This is a genomic window from Microbacterium panaciterrae, assembly GCF_039541635.1.
In the GTDB taxonomy this organism is placed as follows: domain Bacteria; phylum Actinomycetota; class Actinomycetes; order Actinomycetales; family Microbacteriaceae; genus Microbacterium; species Microbacterium panaciterrae.
This window is the reverse complement of record NZ_BAABGP010000019.1, coordinates 24,413-44,969: the sequence shown is the minus strand read 5'-3', so window position 1 is coordinate 44,969 and position 20,557 is coordinate 24,413. Positions and strand designations below refer to the sequence as shown.

The following is a 20,557-nucleotide window of genomic DNA, read 5'->3' as shown; positions in this document are numbered from 1 at the left end:
ACCCATCGGGACGCCCGTTGGTCATGACAGTACCAGCAGACCGTTCGTCTTCTCGCGCGCGAGGGCGAAGCGCTGCGCGACGTTCTCCCAGTTCGCGATGTTCCAGGCCGCCTTCACGTAGTCAGCCTTGACGTTGAGGTAGTCGAGGTAGAACGCGTGCTCCCACATGTCCAGCTGGAACAGGGGGACGGTGCCCTGGGCGGTGTTGCCCTGCTGGTCGAACAGCTGCTGGATGATCAGGCGGGCGCCGATCGGGTCCCAGCTCAGCACGGACCAGCCGGAGCCCTGGATGCCCATCGCCGCGGCGGTGAAGTGCGCCTGGAACTTCTCGAACGATCCGAAGAACTCCTCGATGGCCGCCTTCAGCTCGCCCTCGGGCTGGCCGCCGCCGTTCGGCGACAGGTTGGTCCAGAAGATCGAGTGGTTCACGTGGCCTCCGAGGTGGAAGGCGAGATCCTTCTCGAGTCGGTTCACGTTGGCCAGGTTGCCGCTGTCGCGAGCCTCCGCGAGCTGATCCAGCGCCGCGTTGGCACCCGCGACGTAGGCGGCGTGGTGCTTGTCATGGTGCAGCTCCATGATCTTGCCGCTGATGTGCGGCTCGAGTGCCGCGTAGTCGTAGGGAAGGTCGGGCAGCGTGTAGGTCGCCATGTCGATGTCATCCAATCCGCGCCGCGCTTGCGGCGCTCACCGGTCCCCCGCGGCGCGGTGTGCGCGCGGGGCGGACGTTCTCCATCCTATCGACGGCAACGCGCCCCGAGCGGGGATCCTTCCCGTTGTGACGCGTCAGATCAGAGGTCGATCCCCGCGGGCACGGCGGACTCGGTGCCCGGGATCCCGTCGGTGTGAGCTCGCTTGTCCGCCATGGCGAGCAGGCGCCGGATCCGTCCCGCCACGGCGTCCTTGGTGAGAGGCGGGTCTGCGTGGTGGCCGAGCTCGTCCAGGCTCGCGTCCCGGTGTGCGAGGCGGAGCGTCCCCGCCGTGCGCAGATGCTCGGGCACGTCGTCGCCGAGGATCTCCAGCGCACGCTCGACGCGCGCGCAGGCGGCGACCGCGGCCTGCGCGGAGCGACGCAGGTTCGCGTCATCGAAGTTCACGAGACGGTTCACGCCCGCGCGCACCTCCCGGCGCTGGCGCATCTCCTCCCAGGCGGCGGCGGTCTTCGTGGCGCCGATGAGGACCAGCAGGGAGCGGATCCCCTCGGGCTCACGGATCACGACGCGCGGCATGCCGCGGACCTCACGGGCCTTCGCCGAGATGCCGATCCGGTGCGCCGCGCCGACGAGGGCCATGGCGGCCTCGGACGACGGGGCCGCGACCTCGAGGACGGCTGAGCGCCCGGGCTCGCTGAGCGATCCCGCCGCGAGGAAGGCGCCGCGCCAGAGGCCGGCGAGCTCTTCACGCGACCCCGTGGTGAGGCGATTCGGCAGCCCCCGCACCGGACGCCGGCGCTGATCGAGCAGGCCGGTCTGGCGGGCCAGGGTCTCCCCCGCGGCGATCACGCGCACGGCGTACTTGGCCCCGTCACCGCTCGAGCCCTGGATCGGCGCGATCTCCGGACGCACGCCGAAGAGCTCCGCGAGATCGCGGGCGACCCGTCGCGCGAGCAGCTCCGCATCCACCTCGGCCTCGACCGCAATGCGGTTGGCGATCGAGTGCAGCCCGCCGGCGAACCGCAGCACCGCCGTCACCTCCGCGACACGCACCGTGGGGGGCGCATTCCGGATGCTGACGAGCTCTGCCTTGACGTCGGTGGTGAGTGCCACGGGTCTCCTTCTCTCGGGCAGCCGGATCACGGCGCGAAGGATCAGCTTACCGGGCCGCGGCGCGTCGCACCGTCCCGGGCGGACGTCACTCGCGTCCGAGATCGCGGTGCCGCACGGTCACCCCGACTCCCGGCACCTGCGCCAGGCGACGGGCGAGCTCCTCGGCCATCGCCACGGAACGATGCTTGCCGCCTGTGCAGCCGATCGCGAGCATCGAGTGGCTCTTGTTCTCGCGCTGGTAGCCGTCCAGGATCGGGGTGAGCGCCGCCGTGTAGGCGTCCAGGAACTCCTGGGCGCCATCCCTGCTGAGCACGTACTCGCTCACTTCGGAGTCGAGCCCGGTGGACCCGCGCAGCTCGTCGATCCAGAACGGGTTGGGCAGGAACCGCATGTCCGCGACCAGATCGGCGTCCGAGGGCAGGCCGTACTTGAAGCCGAAGCTCATGATCGTGAGCTTGTGCCGGGCGGCGCCCGCCTCGGCGAATCCTTCGGTGACCTTGGTCGCGAGCTGATGCACGTTGAAGTTCGAGGTGTCGATGACGATGTCGGCCGCTTCGCGCAGCGGCGCGACCCTGGTGCGCTCGGCGCGGATGCCGTCCAGCAGCGTCCCGTCGCCCTGCAGCGGATGCGGTCGCCGCACCGACTCGAACCGGCGCACGAGCACGTCGTCGGCCGCGTCCAGGAACACGACCTGCACGGATCCGTGCTCGCGCAGCGCCCTGGCCACACCGGGGAATCCCTCGAAGAGATCCCGTCCGCGCACGTCGACCACGGCGGCCACCTTGGGCAGCGCCGCGCCGCCGAGGTTGGCGAGATCGAGCAGCGGCCGGAGCATCTGCGGAGGCAGGTTGTCGACCACGTACCAGCCGAGATCCTCGAGAACGTTCGCGACCGTCGAGCGCCCCGCGCCCGACATCCCGGTGACGATCAGGAACTCACCCTGGTCGGCGCTCATGTGGTGTCCTCCTCGCTCGGCTCCAGCCTATCGAGACGCGATACCCGTGGGCTCATCCTGCGGCGCCGTTTCCACGGTTTCCGCTGCCGGCCGCGCCTGGCCCCGCTCTGCCGCGCCGCCGGACAGGTGCGCGCAGATCGCCTCCGCGAGTGCGGGGCCGATGCCCTGCACCTCCTGGATCTCCTCGGCGTCGGCGCGGCGCAAAGCGGCGACGGATCCGAAGTGGCGCAGCAGCGCCTTGATCCTCGCCGCGCCGAGACCGGGGACCTCGCCGAGGATCGACGTGATGTCGCGACGGCGACGCTTGCGCTGGTGGGTGATCGCGAAGCGGTGCGCCTCGTCGCGCAGCCGCTGCACGAGGTAGAGGGCCTCGCTCGTGCGCGGCAGGATCACCGGGTAGTCGTCGCCCGGGAGCCAGAGCTCCTCGAGTCGCTTGGCGATGCCGGCCAGGCCGATGTCGGTGCGGCCGGCGTCCCGGAGCGCACGCGCGGCGGCCTCGACCTGAGGCTTCCCGCCGTCGACGATGAGCAGCTGGGGTCGATAGGCGAACCGGGGCTTGCGGCGCTCGGTCACGACCGGCCCCTCCGGATCGATTGCGACGGCCGCACCGGCGTCTCGCAGGGCCGCGCCCTCCGCACCCTCCGCACCGACGAGCGCGAGCGTCTCGACCTGATCCGGGGCGTCGATATGAGCCAGCCGCCGGGTGAGCACCTGGTACATCGAGTCGGTGTCGTCGGTGGTCTCCGCGATGTTGAACGAGCGGTACTGGTCTTTGCGCGGCAGGCCGTCTTCGAAGACCACCATCGAGGCGACCACGTTCGTGCCGCCGAGGTGCGAGATGTCGTAGCACTCGATCCGCAGCGGCGCCTCGCTGAGCCCCAGCGCCTCCTGCAGATCCGTGAGCGCCTGGGAGCGCGTGGTGTAGTCGCTCGAGCGCCGCGTCTTGTGGCGGATCAGCGCCTGCTGCGCGTTCAGCGACGCGTTGCGCATGAGCTCTGCGCGCTGGCCGCGCTGCGCGACGGCGATCTCGACCTTCTTGCCGCGCCGTTCACGCAGCCACTCCTCGAGCTCGGCGGAGTCCTCCGGCAGCGAGGGCACCAGCACTCTCCGCGGAACCTGCTCTCCGCTGGCGTCGCCGTACACGCGCTGCAGGATCTGGTCCACGAGGTCCGGGCCGGAGATGTCGATCTCCTTGTCCAGAGTGGACGCGCGCACGCCGCGCACGCGGCCGCCGCGGATCACGAAATGCTGGATCGCGGCGGACAGCTCGTCCTCGGCGATCCCGAACAGGTCGGCGTCCTCGTCCTGCGGCAGCACCAGGGCGCTGCGGCCCAGCACGGCGTCGATCGACGCCAGCTGGTCGCGGTGCTTCGCGGCGCTCTCGTAGTCCATCGCGGCCGACGCCTCCTGCATGCGCCGGGTGAGATCGCGCGTGAAGCGCTCGTCGCCGCCCTCCATGAACGCGATGAAGTCGTCGACCACGGCCCGGTGCTCGGCGATCGTCACCCGCATCGAGCAGGGCCCGCCGCATTTGCCGATCTGCCCGGGGAAGCAGGGACGGCCCGTCGCCATCGCCTTGCGATAGCTGGCGTCGCTGCAGGTGCGGATCGGGAACACCTTGATCATCAGGTCGATCGTGTCGTGCACGGCCCACACCTTCGGATACGGCCCGAAGTACTTCGCTCCCGGGATCCGCCGGTTGCGGGTCACGATCACCCGCGGCGCCTCGTCGGCGAGCGTGATCGCCATGAACGGGTACGACTTGTCGTCCTTGTAGCGGACGTTGAACGGCGGATCGAACTCCTTGATCCACATGTACTCGAGCTGCAGGGAGTCGACGTCGGTCGGCACGACCGTCCACTCCACCGAGGCGGCGGTGGTGACCATGCGCCGGGTGCGCTCGTGCAGGGTGCGCAGGGGGGCGAAGTAGTTCGACAGCCGCTGCCGCAGGTTCTTCGCCTTGCCGACGTACAGCACGCGCCCCTGAGCATCACGGAACCGGTACACCCCGGGGTCGGTCGGGATCTCCCCCTGCCGCGGCTTGTACGGCAGCTCTGTCGCCATCAGCCCGCCTTGCGCTCGATCGCCCGCCGCGCCCCGGGACGCGCACCCGCAGGCGCCGTGCCGAGGATCTCTGCGAGGAAGACGCCGGTGTGGCTGTCGGCGTTGCGCGCGACCTGCTCCGGCGTGCCGGTGGCGATGATCTCGCCGCCGCCGGATCCGCCCTCGGGCCCCAGGTCGATCACCCAGTCCGCCGACTTGATCACGTCGAGGTTGTGCTCGATCACGATGACGGTGTTGCCCTTGTCCACGAGGCTGTTCAGCACCTCGAGGAGCTTGCGGACGTCTTCGAAGTGCAGGCCCGTGGTCGGCTCGTCGAGCACGTAGATGCTGCGCCCGTTGCTGCGGCGCTGCAGCTCGGTGGCGAGCTTGACTCGCTGCGCCTCGCCCCCGGAGAGCGTGGTCGCCGACTGGCCGAGTCGCACGTAGCCGAGGCCGACGTCGACGAGCGTCTTCATGTAGCGGTGGATCGCCTGGATCGGCTCGAAGAATTCCGCGGCCTCCTCGATCGGCATCTCCAGCACCTCGGCGATGTTCTTGCCCTTGTAGTGCACAGCGAGAGTGTCGCGGTTGTACCGCTTGCCGTGGCACACCTCGCAGTCGACGTACACGTCGGGCAGGAAGTTCATCTCGATCTTTATCGTGCCGTCGCCCGAGCACGCCTCGCAGCGCCCGCCCTTGACGTTGAAGCTGAACCGGCCCGGCTGGTAGCCGCGCACCTTCGCCTCCGGCGTCTCGCTGAACAGCGTGCGGATCCGATCGAAGACGCCGGTGTAGGTGGCGGGGTTCGAGCGTGGGGTGCGACCGATCGGCGCCTGGTCGACGTGCACCACCTTGTCGAGGTTGTCGAGTCCGGTCACCCGGGTGTGCTTGCCCGGGACCTTGCGGGCGCCGTTGAGCTTGGAGGCGAGCACGCGGTACAGGATGTCGTTCACCAGTGACGACTTGCCGGAGCCGCTGACCCCGGTGACGGCCGTGAGCACGCCCAGCGGGAAGTCCGCCGTCACGTTCTGCAGGTTGTTCGCCTTCGCGCCGACGACGCTGAGCATGCGCTTGCGGTCGATCCTGCGGCGCTTGGCCGGTGTGGTGATCTCGCGTCGCCCTGCGAGATAGTCGGCGGTCATCGAGTTGCGCTCGTGCAGCAGCGACTCGTACGGCCCTGAGTGCACCACCAGGCCGCCGCCGACTCCGGCACCGGGGCCGATGTCGACCACCCAGTCCGCGGCCTCGATCGTCTCCTCGTCGTGCTCGACCACGATCAGCGTGTTACCCAGATCGCGCAGCGTCAGCAGCGTCTCGATGAGGCGGCGGTTGTCGCGCTGGTGCAGGCCGATCGACGGCTCGTCGAGGACGTACAGCACGCCGGTGAGCCCGGATCCGATCTGCGTCGCGAGCCGGATCCGCTGCGCCTCGCCCCCGGACAGCGATCCCGCCGAGCGGCTGAGGTTCAGGTACGACAGACCCACCTGCAGCAGGAAGTCGAGCCGGAGCCGGATCTCGCGGAGCACCTGCGCCGCGATCTTCGCCTCACGCGGGGAGAGCTCCAGGCGCTGCATGAACTCCCGTGCCTCGGCGAGGCTCTTGTGCGAGACCTCGGCGATGGAGTGCCCGTGCACCTGCACGGCGAGCACCTCGGGCTTGAGCCGGTCGCCGTCGCAGACCGGACATGGCACCTCGCGCAGGTACTCGCCCCAGCGGCTGCGCTGGGTGTCGCTCTCGGCCTGCTGGTACTGCCGCTCGATGTACGGCACGACGCCTTCGAAGCCGGACGAGTACCGCATCTCGCGGCCGTACCGGTTCTTCCACTTGACGGTGACCTTGTAGTTCTCGCCGCGCAGCACCGCCTCCTTGACGTCGGAGTGCAGCTTGTGCCACGGCGTGTCGAGGGAGAAGTCCAGGTCGGTCGCGAGGCCCTCGAGCAGGCGCTCGTAATACTGGAACAGCCCCTTGCCCTGCGTGGTCCAGGGCAGGATCGCCCCCTCCCGGATCGACAGGCTCTCGTCCCCGAGCATGAGGTCGGGGTCCACCGACATCCGGGTGCCGAGCCCGGAGCAGGCGGGGCAGGCGCCGAACGGCGCGTTGAACGAGAAGGTGCGCGGCTCGATCTCGGTGAGCGTGATCGCGTGCCCGTTCGGGCAGGCCAGCTTCTCTGAGAACGACTGCCAGGCGTCGTCGCCCTCCTCGTCCACGAAGTTGACCTGGATCACGCCGCCGGCGAGCCCGAGCGCGGTCTCCACCGAGTCCGTGACGCGGCCGAGGATGTCGGGCGCCGCGACGAGACGGTCGACCACCACGCCGATGTCGTGCTTGTAGCTCTTCTTCAGCACCGGCGGCTCGGCGAGCTGGATCATCTCGCCGTCCACAATCGCGCGGGCGTAGCCCTTCGCGCCGAGCTCGCGGAACAGGTCGACGAACTCGCCCTTCTTCTGGCTGACCACCGGAGCGACGATCTGGTAGCGGGTGCGCTCCGGCAGCTCCATGAGTTGGTCGGCGATCTGCTGCACCGTCTGGCGCTGGATCTTCGCCCCGCACTGCGGGCAGTGCGGGATCCCGATGCGCGCCCAGAGCAGGCGCATGTAGTCGTAGATCTCGGTGATCGTGCCGACCGTCGAGCGCGGGTTGCGGTTCGTGGACTTCTGATCGATCGAGACCGCGGGGCTCAGGCCCTCGATGAAGTCGACGTCCGGCCGGTCGACCTGGCCGAGGAACTGCCGGGCGTACGCGCTGAGCGACTCGACATACCGCCGCTGGCCTTCGGCGAAGATCGTGTCGAACGCGAGGCTGGACTTGCCGGAGCCGCTCAGTCCGGTGAACACCACCATGGAGTCGCGCGGGATCTCGAGGTCGACGTTGCGAAGATTGTGGACGCGGGCTCCGCGGACACTGAGTCTTCCGGGGCTGGTTACGGGTACGATCGGCACCCGACAAGTCTAGGAGCGGCCACCGACATTGGCTCCGGCGCCGGATCCGACCGACGGTTCCACCCCCGCTTCCGGGTGCGACGAGACCCTCAGCGCGACCGCGCTCACCCCCGCCAGCACGGCGGCGCCGAGCGGCGCCAGCCACGGGAAACCCGGACCGTGCAGCGGAGGCAGGGCCATCACCATGACCGCCGCGACCGATTGCGCGATCACCTGGATCACGAGCAGCCGGCGCACTCCCGGCAGCAGCACGCGCAGCCGGATCCGCGAGCGCCACGGCACCGCCCAGGCCCATGCCGCGAGCACATGCGCCACGGGGATCAGCAGCACCGCGAGGGCCGCGCGCCCTGCCGACGGGGCAGCCAGGATCACCCCGAGCGCGAGGCACGCGATGCCGATCCACGCCGCCATCGACCACGGCACGATCGCCGCCACGAGCGCCGCGACCCCCGCGACCCACCACCACAGCGGGTACGGGTTCAGCAGCGGCGCACCGCCCGCGATCACCAGCGCGCTCGCGATCCGCAGCACCGGCCCCGGCACCGATCCCGGCACCCGCAGTTCGTGCGACCGCGTCATCGCCGGGCCCCTCGCCCGCGCCCGCGCCGCGCGCTGCGAGCCGCGATGCGCAGCGCGTTCACCGCGTCGTCGGCGTCCCAGGAGAGCACCTCGATCCCCGCACCGCGGAGATCCTCGAGCACCCCTGCGCGCTCGAGCAGCAGCAGCCGCATCGCCAGATTCTGCGCCGCGCTCAGCCGTTCCGTCTGCGGCGTCGGCAGGACGTCGATCGCCACGACCGCGTGACCGCTCGCGCTCCAGCGCAGCGCCAGATCCGCGGCCGCCCCGTCGAAGAACGTCGACAGCACGAACACGATCGACCCCGCCGGCACGGGAGGAGTGCGCCGATATCGCGTGCCGTCGCCGGCCGCGCCCGTGCCCGCGATGACGCCCCGCAGTCGCTCCAGATGACGGGAGCCCGATCCGCTCCGCACCGAGCGGCCGCCCGGGGAGAGCGCGTGGAACGCGATCCGGTCGCCCGCGCCGATCGCCGACTCCGCGACCGACAGCGCGGCCTCGCGGCCCAGGTCCATCGATGTGGGACCACTGCGCGCGGACGCGCCGCTCCCCCAAGTCGCGACGACCGCGCCGAGATCATCCGCCGTGTCCAGCGCGATGACGACGCCGCTGTCGCTCAGCGCGTTCGTGCGCCGCACCAGCAGGTCGCCCGGGCGGCGGGCCAGCCGCGCGGTCGCGCGCCAGTCCACCCGGCGCAGCTCATCCCCGGGCGCGAACGGATGGATGTCGCGGAAATCGCCGCCTGACCCGCCACGCTGCCCCTCGTGCCCGCCGTGCAGGCCGACCAGCCGCGGTGAGAGCGGAAGCTCGACGATGCGGCGGGCACGAGGCGAGGCGTCCCAGACGGCCGCCACGCGCGTGGTCGTCGTGCTCGCCCAGGCGCCGTCATGCTGCAGCGCCCGCGCTGTCACGGCGAGCACCTCGCCGGGGCCCGAGTGCAGGATGCGGGTGCGGGTGCGCGCCGCCTCCCCCGAGATCGTCTCGACCTCGCCCGTGCGCTCACCGCCCTGATCGATGGCGAGCTGGATCCATTCCGCACCCGTGGCGACGTCGATCCGGCCGGCGACGGACTCCGAGCCCCCGTCGAGGTCGAGGCGGAGCGAGATCTCCGCCGAGGCGCTCCGCGGTGGCCGGATCAGCGCCCACGCGCCGGCGAGCGCCAGGGGAAGGCCGATCGCGATCACGTCGGGACGGCCGAGGACGAGACCGGCCCCGCCCAGGAGCACGGATCCGGCCAGCGCGGCGGCGAGCACCGGCGTGCGCTGCCAGCGCAACGGTGCGCGCAGCATCGAGCGCGGCTCGCTCATGTGCGGACCGCGTCCGCCGATGCCACCGTCGGCGGGACCGGCGTCGCGCTCACGACCCCGGAGACCACGGACGCCGGATCCACTCCCTGCGCCCACGCCTGGGGCGTCAGCGTCAGCCGGTGTGCGAGCACCGGGACCGCGATGCGCTTCACGTCGTCGGGGCGCACATAGCCGCGCCCCTCGATGGCCGCGACCGCGCGCGCGAGCAGGATGAGCGCCTGCGATCCGCGCGGGGAGGCGCCGACGGCCACGTTCTGCGCGGTCCGCGTGCCCCGCGCGAGCTCCACGGCGTACCGGATCAGGTCGGGCTCGACATGGATCCGCTCGACCGCCGCCTGGATCGCGCGCAGCTGCGCGGTGTCGATCACCGCGGCGACGTCGGTATGCTCCTGCTGCCGCCGGATCCGCTGCTCGACGATCCCCGACTCGTGCTCGGGAGTCGGGTAGCCCACCGCGAGACGCACCATGAACCGGTCCAGCTGGGCCTCGGGCAGCGCGTAGGTTCCTTCGTATTCGATCGGGTTCGACGTCGCGATCACGTGGAACGGATCCGGGAGCGGATAGCGCTGCCCCTCGACCGTGACCTGACGCTCCGCCATCGCCTCCAGCATCGCCGACTGGGTCTTCGGCGTGGTCCGGTTGATCTCGTCGGCCAGCAGCAGCCCGGTGAAGATCGGGCCCGGCCGGAACCGGAACTCGCCCGTCGCGGGCGCGTACACGAACGATCCGGTCACGTCGCCCGGGAGCATGTCCGGCGTGCACTGCAGCCGGCGGAACTCGAGTCCGAGCGCGGCGGCGAGACTGCGCGCGGCGAGGGTCTTGCCGAGGCCCGGCACGTCCTCGAACAGCACGTGCCCGCCGGCGAGGAGCGTGGCGAGGGCGAGCGTCAGGGGTTCGTCCATCCCGACCACCACCGTGCGCACGCGTTCCAGGACGCGGGCCGCCGTCGTCGTGATCGTGGCGATGTCGTCGTGTGCGCGATCGTCGAGGCTCATGTTCTCTCCGGGGTCGAGGGGGTGGGCGGGTTCTCCAGCGCGTGCAGGATCCGTTCGAGCTCCGTCCGGCGCAGCTCCTTCGCCGCGAGCGCGGCATGCGCGCCGGGACCGAGGATCGCGTCGATCGCAGCCGCATCGGCCTCCTCCGGCCGCACGCCCTGCGCGCGCAGCCGGCGATCCGCCACAGCCATGAGGCGGCGCCGGAACGCCAGCCCGACGACGCCGGTGCGCGCGTCCACCGCCCAGGCGAGCCGCGAGACGTCCGAGCCGCGCTGGAGCTGTTCGGGAGCCGGCGGGGGCCACGGACCGGATTCGTCGACAAAGCTCTGCTGCGCGATGAGGAGGGCGGCAGCGAAGACGATGATCCAGGCGATCCCGAACGGGAGCGGAACGCCGAGGAACTGCAGCAGCAGCGCCGTCGGCACGCCGAGCACGATCCACAGGACGATCACCGCGATCCTGCTCCTGCCTCTCATCGCCACCCCTCCTCGATGGCTGCGAGGCATCGGCGCGCCGTGGCGCGCTGGCCCTCATCCGCCCTGCCGCCGCCGAAGCGCACCGACTCGTACAGTCCGAGCAGGGTCCCCAGCTCGGCGTCCAGTCCGGCTCGGCGACGCAGGATCCGCACCGCGAACTCGGCCGGCGTCTCCGAGAGCGCCCTGGCGCGTCCGGCACGGGCGGAGGCCTCCTCCAGATGCACCCAGGCGGCGACGATCGCGTCGCCGGGGTCCGCGTGGGCATCGATGGCCTGCTGCGCGTTCGCCGTCGCGGCGCGGATCGCGCCCGCGTCGACCGCCTCGTCCCCGGCCGTCGCGGCCTCGCCGAGACCGGCCGTGGCCCCGCCGCCGTCCTGTCGGCTCAGGGGACGCGCGGCCCAGAGTGCGCGCGCCACTCGCCAGAACAGCCACAGCACCAGCAGTGCGGCGCCGAGGATGACCACGATCTCGATGACGGCGACGATCGTCCCGAGCACGGGACTGTCCGGAAGCGGATCCACTCCCGCGATGCCCGGCAGCTGCGTCGGTCCGGATGCCGGGGCCGTCGCCGGCCGGCGCGGGAGCCCGCCGATGTCACCGAACCGGGGCACGCCCTGCAGTGAGGCGATCGCCATCAGAAGGCAGGCGACGACGGTCACGGCCGCGAGCACGCCGGTCAGCGCAAGCGTGCGCGGGCGCGGGTCGTCGCGGACCATGCCCCTCACCTTACGTGCTGGCGTCGGCACCGGCCGGAGCGACAGACAGCACCCCGGATCAGAGCTCGACGGCGCCGGCGAATCGCATCAGTCCGTCACGCACGGACTCCACCTCCGCGATCGTCATCCCCAGCCGCGCCATCACCTGACGCGGCACGTCGATGGCACGCGCGCGCAGCGCAGTGCCCCGGGGCGTGAGGGCGATGTCGAGCCGGCGCTCGTCCGACGCACTGCGCCCGCGCTCGATCAGCCCATCCGCCTCCAGCCGCTTCACGAGCGGCGACGCGGTCGCAGGATCCATCGCCAACGCCGTCGCGAGGTCCCGCAGGGACCGCGGCGACTGCTCCCACAGCGCGAGCATCACGAGGTACTGGGGATGCGTGAGCCCGAGAGGCTCCAGGATCGGCCGGTAGATCGCCACGACGTTGCGCGCGGCCGTCACCAGGGCGAAGCAGAGCTGGTTGTCGAGGCGCAGGAGCTCGTCGGTCGTCGGAGGCGTCACGACCCGATTATACCTATTGCCCTAATGATTAGTACACTAATGAACATGATCACCCCTCCCTCCGATACGCCCGAGCGAGCACCGCTCCGGCAGCGCATCCGTGAGGCCGGCGGCCTGTACGCCTGGTTCAACACGAACCTGGTCCGGCTGGCGGGCCCCGCCTCGGTCGGGCCCTATGAGGCGACGCCCCCGCCATCGGCCGCAGAGCGCGCCCAGCGCGCGTGCCCGCTGTGCGGTTCCCCGATGACCGCGCACGAGATCGATCGGACCGGGCCGAAGCCGCTCATGCACTGCCCCTGACGCGCACCGTCCGACGCTGCGGAGCGCCCGCGCCCGCATACCTGCGGTCAGGAGCGCCCTGCCGCATCCTCGCGTGCGACATCCAGCCAGAAGATGAGCCTCTCGTCGTCGGCCACGGCCTCGGCAGCGACGTCCAGCCAGTTCGCGCTCATGGTCCGCGCCCCCATGACCGCGTGCGTCACACCGGGCCGGCCCAGCAACCCGGCGCCGTGCTCGATCTCCACGCGCACCAGCAGAGATCCGCCGCGACGAGCGCCGACCAGGATCTTCCCGTCGACCAGGAACGCGCGGCTGCCGAACATCCGCCTCTCCTCGATCGCGAGGTCGCCCTCCAGCAGCGCGCGGATCCGATCGGCCAGCTCTGTCATCTCGACATCCATCTGCGGCTCCCTCTACGCGTGCCCGGCCCGCTCCATCGCGCGCAGCTCCTTCTTCAGGTCCTGCACCTCGTCTCGCAGCCGCGCCGCGAGCTCGAACTTGAGCTCGCCGGCCGCGGCGAGCATCTGCGCCGACAGGTCGGCGATCGTGTCCTCCAGCTGCATGGCACCCTCGGCGGCGATGCCCTCACGGCGCAGGTTCGGGGTCGGCGACTTGCCCCGTCCCGACCTGTTGCGGTGGGACAGCAGCTCCGCCGTATCCGCGCCCTCGCGCGCCAGCACATCGGTGATGTCCGCGATGCGCTTGCGCAGCGGCTGCGGATCGATCCCGTTGGCGGTGTTGTAGGCGATCTGCTTGTCCCGGCGCCGATCGGTCTCCTCGATCGCCCTGGCCATCGAGTCGGTCATGTTGTCGGCGTACATGTGCACCTGACCGGACACGTTGCGGGCCGCGCGGCCGATGGTCTGGATCAGCGACGTCCCGGAGCGCAGGAAGCCCTCCTTGTCCGCGTCCAGGATTGCGACGAGGGAGACCTCCGGAAGGTCGAGGCCCTCGCGGAGCAGGTTGATGCCGACCAGGACGTCATAGACGCCCGCCCGCAGCTCGGTGAGCAGCTCGACGCGTCTCAGGGTGTCGACGTCGGAATGCAGGTAGCGGACCCGGACGCCGTGCTCGCCGAGGAAGTCGGTGAGCTCCTCCGCCATCTTCTTCGTGAGCGTGGTGACCAGCACCCGCTCGTCGCGTTCGACGCGGATCCGGATCTCCTCGAGCAGGTCGTCGATCTGCCCCTTCGAGGGCTTCACCACGATCTGCGGGTCGATCAGCCCGGTCGGGCGGATGATCTGCTCCACCACGCCGTCGGCGATGCCCATCTCGTACTTGCCCGGGGTGGCGGACAGGTAGACCGTCTGCCCGATCCGCTTCGTGAACTCGTCCCATCGCAGCGGACGGTTGTCGAGCGCGCTCGGCAGACGGAACCCGTGATCCACCAGTGTCCGCTTGCGCGAGGCGTCGCCCTCGTACATCGCGCCGATCTGCGGCACTGTGGCATGCGACTCGTCGATCACCAGCAGGAAGTCGTCCGGGAAGAAGTCGAGCAGCGTGTGCGGCGGCTCGCCCGCCTCGCGTCCGTCCATGTGCCGCGAGTAGTTCTCGATGCCCGAGCAGAAGCCGAGCTGCTGCAGCATCTCCAGATCGAACGTGGTGCGCATGCGCAGCCGCTGCGCCTCGAGCAGCTTGCCCTGCCGCTCGAGCTCGGCCAGACGCCCCGCCAGCTCCTCCTCGATCGTGCCGATCGCGCGCTGCACGACATCCGTGCCCGCCACATAGTGCGAGGCGGGGAAGATCGGCACCGAATCGAGCTTGGCGATGACCTCGCCGGTGAGCGGATGCAGCGAGTACAGCGCCTCGATCTCGTCGCCGAACAGCTCGATGCGGATCGCGTGCTCTTCGTACACCGGGATGATCTCGATCGTGTCGCCGCGCACCCGGAAGTTGCCGCGGGAGAAGTCGACGTCGTTGCGGTTGTACTGCATCGCGATGAACTGCCGGATCAGGGCGTCGCGATCGTAGCGCTCCCCCACCTGCAGCGCGACCATCGCACGCAGGTACTCCTCCGGGGCTCCGAGGCCGTAGATGCAGGAGACCGTGGAGACCACCACGACGTCGCGCCGGCTGAGCAGAGAGTTCGTGGTGGAGTGCCGCAAGCGCTCGACCTCGGCGTTCACCGAGGAGTCCTTCTCGATGAAGGTGTCCGTCTGCGGGACATACGCCTCGGGCTGGTAGTAGTCGTAGTACGAGACGAAGTACTCGACCGCGTTGTTCGGCATGAGGTCGCGGAACTCGTTGGCCAGCTGTGCCGCGAGCGTCTTGTTGTGCGCGAGGACGAGGGTCGGCCGTTGCACCTGCTCGATCAGCCAGGCCGTCGTCGCCGACTTTCCGGTGCCCGTCGCGCCCAGCAGCACGACGTCGGTCTCGCCCGCGTTGATGCGTGCCGCGAGCTCGGCGATCGCCTGGGGCTGGTCTCCGGCCGGCACGTACTCGCTGACGACCTCGAACGGGCGGACCGAACGTGTGGGTTGCATCCCTCCACACTACGAGGGGTCTCGGACACTGGCGCCGGAGACCCTCACGGACATCTGCTCGAGACGGCAAGACGTCCGCGGCGGGATCGGTCGACTCAGCTCGCGCGGGTCCAGACATACGGGGTGGTCGTGGTGTACTTGCGCAGTCCGGAGCGCTCCAGGATCGGCCGGGAGAACTCGGTCGAGTCGGAGTGCAGGTAGCGGATCCCGCGCTGCAGCGCGGCGTGCGCACGCCGTGCGGTCACCGCTCGGTAGACCCCGCGTCCACGCCACTCGGGCAGCGTCGCACCGCCCCAGATGCCGGCGAACTCCGTGCCGGCGACGGGCTCCAGGCGTCCGGCGCTGATCACCTGGCCCTCCGACTCGGCGATCCAGAGCACGATGTCGGCGCCGGAGGCCACCCGCGCGACAGTGCGCGCGGCACGGCTCTGCCAGTCGGGATCGCCGAACACGCGGCCCTGCATCTCCTCCATCGCCAGGATGTCGTGCTCCGCGCGGATCTCGCGCAGCGTCACGCCGGGCGGGACGGGAACGTCGCCGGCGAGCGCCGACGCCTCCCCGAGCATGACGGACTCCTCGTCCTCCGGGGCGAACCCCGCCTCGAGCAAGGCCGCGGCGAGACCCGGCGCGGCGTCGTGCCCGCGCGTCTTCCACTCCGCCGTGCGCACATCGGGCTGCGCCGCGAAGTGCGCGGCGACGTCCCGCACCAGAGAGCGGATCCTCCGCTCCCCCGCGCCGGCGAGATCCCGGTAGCTCGCGAAACCGCTCCCGCCGGGGAAGACGCCGACGGTCACCGGACCGAACCGGCGCACGCCCTCGGCGCCGTCCAGCTCCGCGTCTCCCCGCAGCTGGGCGTCATAGGCGGCGAGCAGGCCGGTCACCGGGTGCTCCCCGCGCGCAGCCTCGCCCACAGCTCGTCGGTCTGCCGGAGGGTGTCCGCGAGTTCCCCCGACGTGTCGATCAGCACGTCGGCGATCGCCCGTCGCTGCGCATCCGGCACCTGCGAGGCGATCCGCGCCCGCGCATCGGCCCGCTCCATTCTGCGCTCCCGCACCAGCCGATCCTCCCGGAGCGCGGCCGGAGCATCCGCGACGACGACCAGGTCCCAGGGATCGTCCACGCGGGCCTCGACCAGCAGCGGCACGTCGTACACGACCACGGCGCCCGGATCCGCGGTGAGCGCGTCCGTGAAGCGGCGCTCCGACTCGGCCTTCACGGCCGGATGCACGATGCCGTTCAGCCGGCCGAGCGCCTCCGTGTCGCCGAACACCCTGGCACCCAGCCGAGCGCGGTCGAGCGCGCCGTCGGGCTGGATCATCTCCGCGCCGAATGCTTCCGCGATGCGTGTCAGCACCGCGGAACCCGGCGACTGCACATCCCGCACGATCCGGTCCGCGTCCACGATGACCGCACCGTGCTCCGCGAGCCGGGCGGCGATGGTCGACTTGCCCGACGCGATGCCGCCGGTGAGCGCGATGAGGGGCATGCCGTCAGTCTCGCACACGCGCGAATGACGTCGGTCAGAGCGCCCCGGCACCGGCCGGTGTCTGCGCTCGCGGCTCCGAGAACCCCTCAGACCCGCCCGGACGGAGCGTCGCGCAGCACCGCTCGCGCGACGAACGCCGACGCCGCGCACAGGACGGTCACCGCGATCAGGAACCAGGCCCACCCGGCCTGCAGGAAGACCAGGCCGAGTGCCCAGCCGAACAGGCTCGACCCCGCGTAGTAGGCGAAGTAGTAGAGCGAGGAGGCCTGCGCCCGACTGCTCGCCGGTGCCGCGACCGGCGTCCAGCCGGACGCGATCGCGTGCGCGGCGAAGAAGCCGGCCGTGAACAGCACCAGACCGGCCAGCACGACCGCCGTCGCCGGCACGAGCATCAGGATCGCGCCGAGCGCCATGACTCCGATCGATCCGAGGAGCACCGGATAGCGTCCCACCCGTGACGCCCGCGCGCCCGCCCACGGCGAGGACACGGTGCCGGCGAGATACGCCAGGAACAGCAGCGTGACGAGCCAGCCCGGCAGCGCGATCGGCGGGGCCGCGAGGTGGAAGCCGAGATAGTTGTACACCGCGACGAAGGCCCCCATCAGCAGGAACGCCTGCAGGTGCAGGGCGCGCTGCTGAGGCGAGCGCAGCAGGGCGAGGAGTCGCTCGCCCAGTGCGGGTCCCGAGTGCGCACGCAACCGGCTCGGCGCGAATCCGCGTGCGCGGGGAGTGAGACTGAGGAAGAGCACGGCGGACGCCGCGCAGAGCGCCGCCACCACCCAGACCCCCGTGCGCCAGTCCGCGGCCTCCGCGACGATGCCGGACACGATCCGCCCCAGCAGCCCGCCGACGGTGGTTCCGGCGATGTAGCTCCCCGCCGCGGTCGCGGCATGGCGGGCGTCGACCTCTTCAGCGAGATAGGCGAGGGCGACCGCGGGCACGGCCCCCAGCGCGACACCTTCGGCGCAGCGCAGCACGAGCAGCGGCACGATGCGGTCACCGAACGGCGCGGCGAACCCCAGGGCGGTGGCCGCGAGCACGCCGATGGCCATCGCCGGCACGCGTCCGATGCGATCGGCGACGATCGACCATCCGATCACCGACGCGGCGAGCCCGAGCGTCGCCGCCGACACGCTCAGCGCGGCGGTCGCGGGCGGCACCGCGAGATCGGTCGCGATCTGCGGCAGAACGGCCTGCGGCGAGTAGAGCTGCGCGAACGTGGCGATGCCGGCGAAGAAGAGGCCGATGATCAGACGCCGGTACTCCCCGGAGCCGGGGGCGTGGCCGGTGAAGCTCACCGGGATCGGATCCGCAGCCGGGGTGCGTCGCCGGATCCGCGGAGCTCGATGACGGCCATGCCTTCATCCTCGCACTCCCCGCGAACGCGGAACGGGCCGCCACCCGGAGGTGACGGCCCGTTCTGCTCAGCGATGCTGAGTGCTGCTTAGGCGTTGCCGCCCGAGAGCTTCTCGCGCAGAGCCGCGAGAGCCTCGTCGTCGGCCAGGGTGCCCGCACCGGACGCGTCGCTCGAGAACGACTGCGCGCTCGCGCCGAAGTCGTCGACCGTCGCAGCCTCGGCCTCGGCGGCCTTGATGACCTGGGCCTTGTGCGCCTCCCAGCGGGTCTGGGCAGCGGCGTACTCCTGCTCCCATGCCTCGCGCTGGGTGTCGAACCCGTCCTTCCACGCACCGGTCTCGGCGTCGAAGCCCTCCGGGTACTTGTACTCGCCGTTCTCGTCGTACTCGGCGAGCATGCCGTACAGCGCGGGGTCGAATTCGGTGCCGTAGGGGTCGACCGACTCGTTGGCCTGCTTGAGCGACAGCGAGATGCGACGGCGCTCGAGGTCGATGTCGATGACCTTGACGAACACCTCTTCGCCCACGGACACGACCTGCTCGGCCAGCTCGACGTGCTTGCTGGAGAGCTCGGAGATGTGCACGAGGCCCTCGATGCCGTCCGCGACGCGGACGAAAGCACCGAACGGGACGAGCTTGGTGACCTTGCCCGGCGTGACCTGCCCGATGGCGTGCGTGCGGGCGAAGACCTGCCACGGGTCCTCCTGCGTCGCCTTCAGCGACAGGGAGACGCGCTCGCGGTCGAGGTCGACCTCGAGGATCTCGACGGTGACCTCCTGGCCCACCTCGACGACCTCGGAGGCGTGCTCGATGTGCTTCCAGGACAGCTCGGACACGTGCACGAGGCCGTCCACGCCGCCGAGGTCGACGAACGCACCGAAGTTGACGATCGACGAGACGACGCCCTTGCGGACCTGACCCTTGTGCAGGTTGTTGAGGAACGTGGTGCGCGACTCGGACTGCGTCTGCTCGAGCAGGGCGCGGCGCGAGAGGACCACATTGTTGCGGTTCTTGTCGAGTTCGAGGATCTTGGCCTCGAGCTCCTGGCCGAGGTACGGCGTGAGGTCGCGGACGCGGCGCAGCTCGATGAGCGAGGCCGGCAGGAAGCCGCGGAGGCCGATGTCGACGATGAGCCCACCCTTGACGACCTCGATGACCTGACCGGTGACGACGCCGTCGTTCTCCTTGATCTTCTCGACATCGCCCCAGGCGCGCTCGTACTGCGCGCGCTTCTTGGACAGGATCAGACGGCCTTCCTTGTCCTCCTTCTGGAGGACGAGGGCCTCGACCTGGTCGCCGACCGAGACGACCTCGTTCGGGTCGACGTCATGCTTGATGGAGAGCTCGCGCGAGGGGATGACGCCCTCGGTCTTGTAGCCGACGTCGAGCAGAACCTCGTCGCGGTCGATCTTGACGATCGTGCCCTCGATGATGTCGCCGTCGTTGAAGAACTTCAGGGTCTTCTCGACCGCAGCCAGGAAGTCCTCGGCAGATCCGATGTCGTTGATCGCGACCTGCTTGGTGGCCGGGGCGGCCGTTGCGGTAGTCATGTAGTGGGTTGTCCTTGTTGATGGATACTCGGGCCGCGGCACGCGGTCTGCGACGCAGGATCGTGCCGGGGCGATTGGATATGCATTGGTCGTCACGCACGCGCGAGGAACCCCCGCGGGTGACACTTCACCCTATCAGGAGGAAACCCTGCCGGGAACACCTTCTCGCCGTTGCTGGCAGACTGTCCCGCATGACCGATGCCGCGCCGAAGCTGCTCCTCCTCGACACCGCCAGCCTCTACTTCCGCGCGTTCTACGGAGTGCCGGATGCGGTCAAGGCTCCGGACGGCACCTCCGTCAATGCCGCCCGAGGGCTTCTCGACATGATCGCGAAGCTGGTCACCGCGTACGGCGCGACCCATCTCGTGGCGTGCTGGGACGACGACTGGCGTCCGCAGTGGCGCGTCGACCTCATCCCGAGCTACAAGGCGCACCGCGTCGTCGAGGTGGTGCCGTGCGGGGCGGACGTCGAGGAGGTGCCGGATCCTCTCGAGGCGCAGATTCCGATCATCCGGGAGGCCCTCGGGGCGCTGCGGATCCCCATCATCGGCGTGGCCGAGCACGAGGCGGACGACGTGATCGGCACCCTCGCCACGATCTCCGACATCCCGGTCGACATCGTCACCGGCGATCGCGACCTGTTCCAGCTCGTCGACGACGCCCGCGGCGTCCGCGTCGTCTACACCGCGCGCGGCATGAGCAACCTGGAAGAGGTGACCGACGAGACCGTCGTGCGCAAGTACGGCGTGCTGCCCGGCCAGTACGCCGACTTCGCGACCCTGCGCGGCGATGCCTCCGACGGCCTGCCCGGCGTGGCCGGGGTCGGCGAGAAGACGGCGGCCACGCTGCTCGCCGCGCACGGCGACCTCGCCGCGATCCGCACCGCCGCCCAGGCCGCGGAGGGCATGTCGGCCGCCGTGGCGAAGAAGATCCTCGCGGCTGCGGACTATCTGGACGTGGCGCCCACCGTGGTCCGAGTCGCGACCGCCCTGCCCATCACGGTGCCGACCGAGGCGCTGCGTCCGCTGGACGCTGCGGAGACCGCGGCGGCCGTGTCGGTCGCGGAGCGCTGGAACCTCGGCACGTCGATGGCGCGCGCGCTGGAAGCGCTCAGCCGCACCGCCTGATTCTC

At 70.7% G+C, this 20,557-nt stretch carries 19 protein-coding genes; 2 read left to right on the top strand and 17 right to left on the bottom strand.

Annotated features, from left to right (window positions below):
* Window positions 1–21 precede the first annotated feature (21 nt).
* The 11 genes from ABD882_RS14520 to ABD882_RS14470 form a co-directional block, all read right to left on the bottom strand.
* Window positions 22–648, bottom strand: a complete 627-nt coding sequence (locus tag ABD882_RS14520; RefSeq protein ID WP_345188067.1) for a superoxide dismutase — start codon at window positions 646–648, stop codon at window positions 22–24.
* Window positions 649–788: 140 nt separating this feature from the next.
* Window positions 789–1,763 carry a DNA-binding protein WhiA gene (gene whiA, locus ABD882_RS14515; protein ID WP_345188066.1) on the bottom strand — a complete coding sequence of 325 codons (975 nt, stop codon included), beginning with the start codon at window positions 1,761–1,763 and terminating at the stop codon, window positions 789–791.
* A gap of 85 nt (window positions 1,764–1,848) precedes the next feature.
* The gene (rapZ, locus tag ABD882_RS14510; protein ID WP_345188065.1) at window positions 1,849–2,718 is read right to left on the bottom strand and encodes an RNase adapter RapZ; all 870 of its coding nucleotides are present in this window, start codon (window positions 2,716–2,718) and stop codon (window positions 1,849–1,851) included.
* 27 nt (window positions 2,719–2,745) lie between these two features.
* Window positions 2,746–4,782, bottom strand: a complete 2,037-nt coding sequence (gene uvrC, locus ABD882_RS14505) for an excinuclease ABC subunit UvrC (protein ID WP_345188063.1) — start codon at window positions 4,780–4,782, stop codon at window positions 2,746–2,748.
* The gene (gene uvrA / locus ABD882_RS14500; protein ID WP_345188062.1) at window positions 4,782–7,700 is read right to left on the bottom strand and encodes an excinuclease ABC subunit UvrA; all 2,919 of its coding nucleotides are present in this window, start codon (window positions 7,698–7,700) and stop codon (window positions 4,782–4,784) included. Before uvrA ends, uvrC begins: the two co-directional genes overlap by 1 nt.
* A gap of 9 nt (window positions 7,701–7,709) precedes the next feature.
* Window positions 7,710–8,279 (bottom strand): hypothetical protein, encoded by a 570-nt coding sequence (locus tag ABD882_RS14495; RefSeq protein WP_345188061.1) that lies wholly within the window; start codon window positions 8,277–8,279, stop codon window positions 7,710–7,712.
* Entirely contained in the window at window positions 8,276–9,583 is a 1,308-nt protein-coding gene (locus ABD882_RS14490; RefSeq protein WP_345188060.1) for a DUF58 domain-containing protein, read from the bottom strand. The genes ABD882_RS14495 and ABD882_RS14490 overlap by 4 nt, the downstream gene beginning before the upstream one ends.
* Window positions 9,580–10,578 (bottom strand): AAA family ATPase, encoded by a 999-nt coding sequence (locus ABD882_RS14485; RefSeq protein WP_345188059.1) that lies wholly within the window; start codon window positions 10,576–10,578, stop codon window positions 9,580–9,582. The genes ABD882_RS14490 and ABD882_RS14485 overlap by 4 nt, the downstream gene beginning before the upstream one ends.
* The gene (locus ABD882_RS14480; protein WP_345188058.1) at window positions 10,575–11,054 is read right to left on the bottom strand and encodes a hypothetical protein; all 480 of its coding nucleotides are present in this window, start codon (window positions 11,052–11,054) and stop codon (window positions 10,575–10,577) included. The genes ABD882_RS14485 and ABD882_RS14480 overlap by 4 nt, the downstream gene beginning before the upstream one ends.
* Window positions 11,051–11,770: a DUF4129 domain-containing protein gene (locus tag ABD882_RS14475; protein WP_345188057.1), complete on the bottom strand. Its 720-nt coding sequence runs from the start codon at window positions 11,768–11,770 to the stop codon at window positions 11,051–11,053. The genes ABD882_RS14480 and ABD882_RS14475 overlap by 4 nt, the downstream gene beginning before the upstream one ends.
* 58 nt (window positions 11,771–11,828) lie before the next feature.
* A complete protein-coding gene (locus ABD882_RS14470; protein WP_345188056.1) occupies window positions 11,829–12,272 on the bottom strand; it encodes a MarR family winged helix-turn-helix transcriptional regulator in 444 nt (147 codons plus the stop codon).
* Between the two features lie 39 nt (window positions 12,273–12,311).
* Here ABD882_RS14470 and ABD882_RS14465 point away from each other — a divergent pair, with 39 nt between their 5' ends.
* On the top strand, window positions 12,312–12,572 hold the full coding sequence (locus ABD882_RS14465; protein WP_425563375.1) for a hypothetical protein: 261 nt from the start codon (window positions 12,312–12,314) through the stop codon (window positions 12,570–12,572).
* A 47-nt stretch (window positions 12,573–12,619) separates the two neighbouring features.
* On the opposite strand, the gene ABD882_RS14460 is transcribed toward ABD882_RS14465, so the two are convergent.
* From ABD882_RS14460 to rpsA, 6 genes are all read right to left on the bottom strand, one after another.
* Window positions 12,620–12,940 (bottom strand): TfoX/Sxy family protein, encoded by a 321-nt coding sequence (locus tag ABD882_RS14460; protein ID WP_345188053.1) that lies wholly within the window; start codon window positions 12,938–12,940, stop codon window positions 12,620–12,622.
* Window positions 12,941–12,964: 24 nt separating this feature from the next.
* Window positions 12,965–15,034, bottom strand: a complete 2,070-nt coding sequence (gene uvrB / locus ABD882_RS14455) for an excinuclease ABC subunit UvrB (RefSeq protein WP_345188052.1) — start codon at window positions 15,032–15,034, stop codon at window positions 12,965–12,967.
* 95 nt (window positions 15,035–15,129) lie between these two features.
* Window positions 15,130–15,915 (bottom strand): GNAT family N-acetyltransferase, encoded by a 786-nt coding sequence (locus ABD882_RS14450; protein WP_345188051.1) that lies wholly within the window; start codon window positions 15,913–15,915, stop codon window positions 15,130–15,132.
* Entirely contained in the window at window positions 15,912–16,520 is a 609-nt protein-coding gene (gene coaE / locus ABD882_RS14445) for a dephospho-CoA kinase (RefSeq protein ID WP_345188049.1), read from the bottom strand. The genes ABD882_RS14450 and coaE overlap by 4 nt, the downstream gene beginning before the upstream one ends.
* An 86-nt stretch (window positions 16,521–16,606) precedes the next feature.
* On the bottom strand, window positions 16,607–17,818 hold the full coding sequence (locus tag ABD882_RS14440; RefSeq protein ID WP_345188048.1) for an MFS transporter: 1,212 nt from the start codon (window positions 17,816–17,818) through the stop codon (window positions 16,607–16,609).
* A 146-nt stretch (window positions 17,819–17,964) separates the two neighbouring features.
* Window positions 17,965–19,425 carry a 30S ribosomal protein S1 gene (gene rpsA / locus ABD882_RS14435; protein ID WP_345188047.1) on the bottom strand — a complete coding sequence of 487 codons (1,461 nt, stop codon included), beginning with the start codon at window positions 19,423–19,425 and terminating at the stop codon, window positions 17,965–17,967.
* A 191-nt stretch (window positions 19,426–19,616) separates the two neighbouring features.
* Here rpsA and ABD882_RS14430 point away from each other — a divergent pair, with 191 nt between their 5' ends.
* A complete protein-coding gene (locus tag ABD882_RS14430) occupies window positions 19,617–20,552 on the top strand; it encodes a 5'-3' exonuclease (RefSeq protein ID WP_345188045.1) in 936 nt (311 codons plus the stop codon).
* Window positions 20,553–20,557: the final 5 nt, after the last annotated feature.

What these genes read in the sequence shown, in the direction of transcription:
- rapZ (WP_345188065.1), bottom strand. Translation starts at nt 2,718, where the DNA reads ATGAGCGCCGACCAGGGTGAGTTCCTGATCGTCACCGGGATGTCGGGC.
- ABD882_RS14485 (WP_345188059.1), bottom strand. Translation starts at nt 10,578, where the DNA reads ATGAGCCTCGACGATCGCGCACACGACGACATCGCCACGATCACGACG.
- ABD882_RS14475 (WP_345188057.1), bottom strand. Translation starts at nt 11,770, where the DNA reads ATGGTCCGCGACGACCCGCGCCCGCGCACGCTTGCGCTGACCGGCGTG.
- uvrC (WP_345188063.1), bottom strand. Translation starts at nt 4,782, where the DNA reads ATGGCGACAGAGCTGCCGTACAAGCCGCGGCAGGGGGAGATCCCGACC.
- ABD882_RS14480 (WP_345188058.1), bottom strand. Translation starts at nt 11,054, where the DNA reads ATGAGAGGCAGGAGCAGGATCGCGGTGATCGTCCTGTGGATCGTGCTC.
- ABD882_RS14430 (WP_345188045.1), top strand. Translation starts at nt 19,617, where the DNA reads ATGACCGATGCCGCGCCGAAGCTGCTCCTCCTCGACACCGCCAGCCTC.
- ABD882_RS14495 (WP_345188061.1), bottom strand. Translation starts at nt 8,279, where the DNA reads ATGACGCGGTCGCACGAACTGCGGGTGCCGGGATCGGTGCCGGGGCCG.
- uvrB (WP_345188052.1), bottom strand. Translation starts at nt 15,034, where the DNA reads ATGCAACCCACACGTTCGGTCCGCCCGTTCGAGGTCGTCAGCGAGTAC.
- rpsA (WP_345188047.1), bottom strand. Translation starts at nt 19,425, where the DNA reads ATGACTACCGCAACGGCCGCCCCGGCCACCAAGCAGGTCGCGATCAAC.
- ABD882_RS14490 (WP_345188060.1), bottom strand. Translation starts at nt 9,583, where the DNA reads ATGAGCGAGCCGCGCTCGATGCTGCGCGCACCGTTGCGCTGGCAGCGC.
- ABD882_RS14520 (WP_345188067.1), bottom strand. Translation starts at nt 648, where the DNA reads ATGGCGACCTACACGCTGCCCGACCTTCCCTACGACTACGCGGCACTC.
- coaE (WP_345188049.1), bottom strand. Translation starts at nt 16,520, where the DNA reads ATGCCCCTCATCGCGCTCACCGGCGGCATCGCGTCGGGCAAGTCGACC.
- ABD882_RS14460 (WP_345188053.1), bottom strand. Translation starts at nt 12,940, where the DNA reads ATGACAGAGCTGGCCGATCGGATCCGCGCGCTGCTGGAGGGCGACCTC.
- ABD882_RS14465 (WP_425563375.1), top strand. Translation starts at nt 12,312, where the DNA reads ATGAACATGATCACCCCTCCCTCCGATACGCCCGAGCGAGCACCGCTC.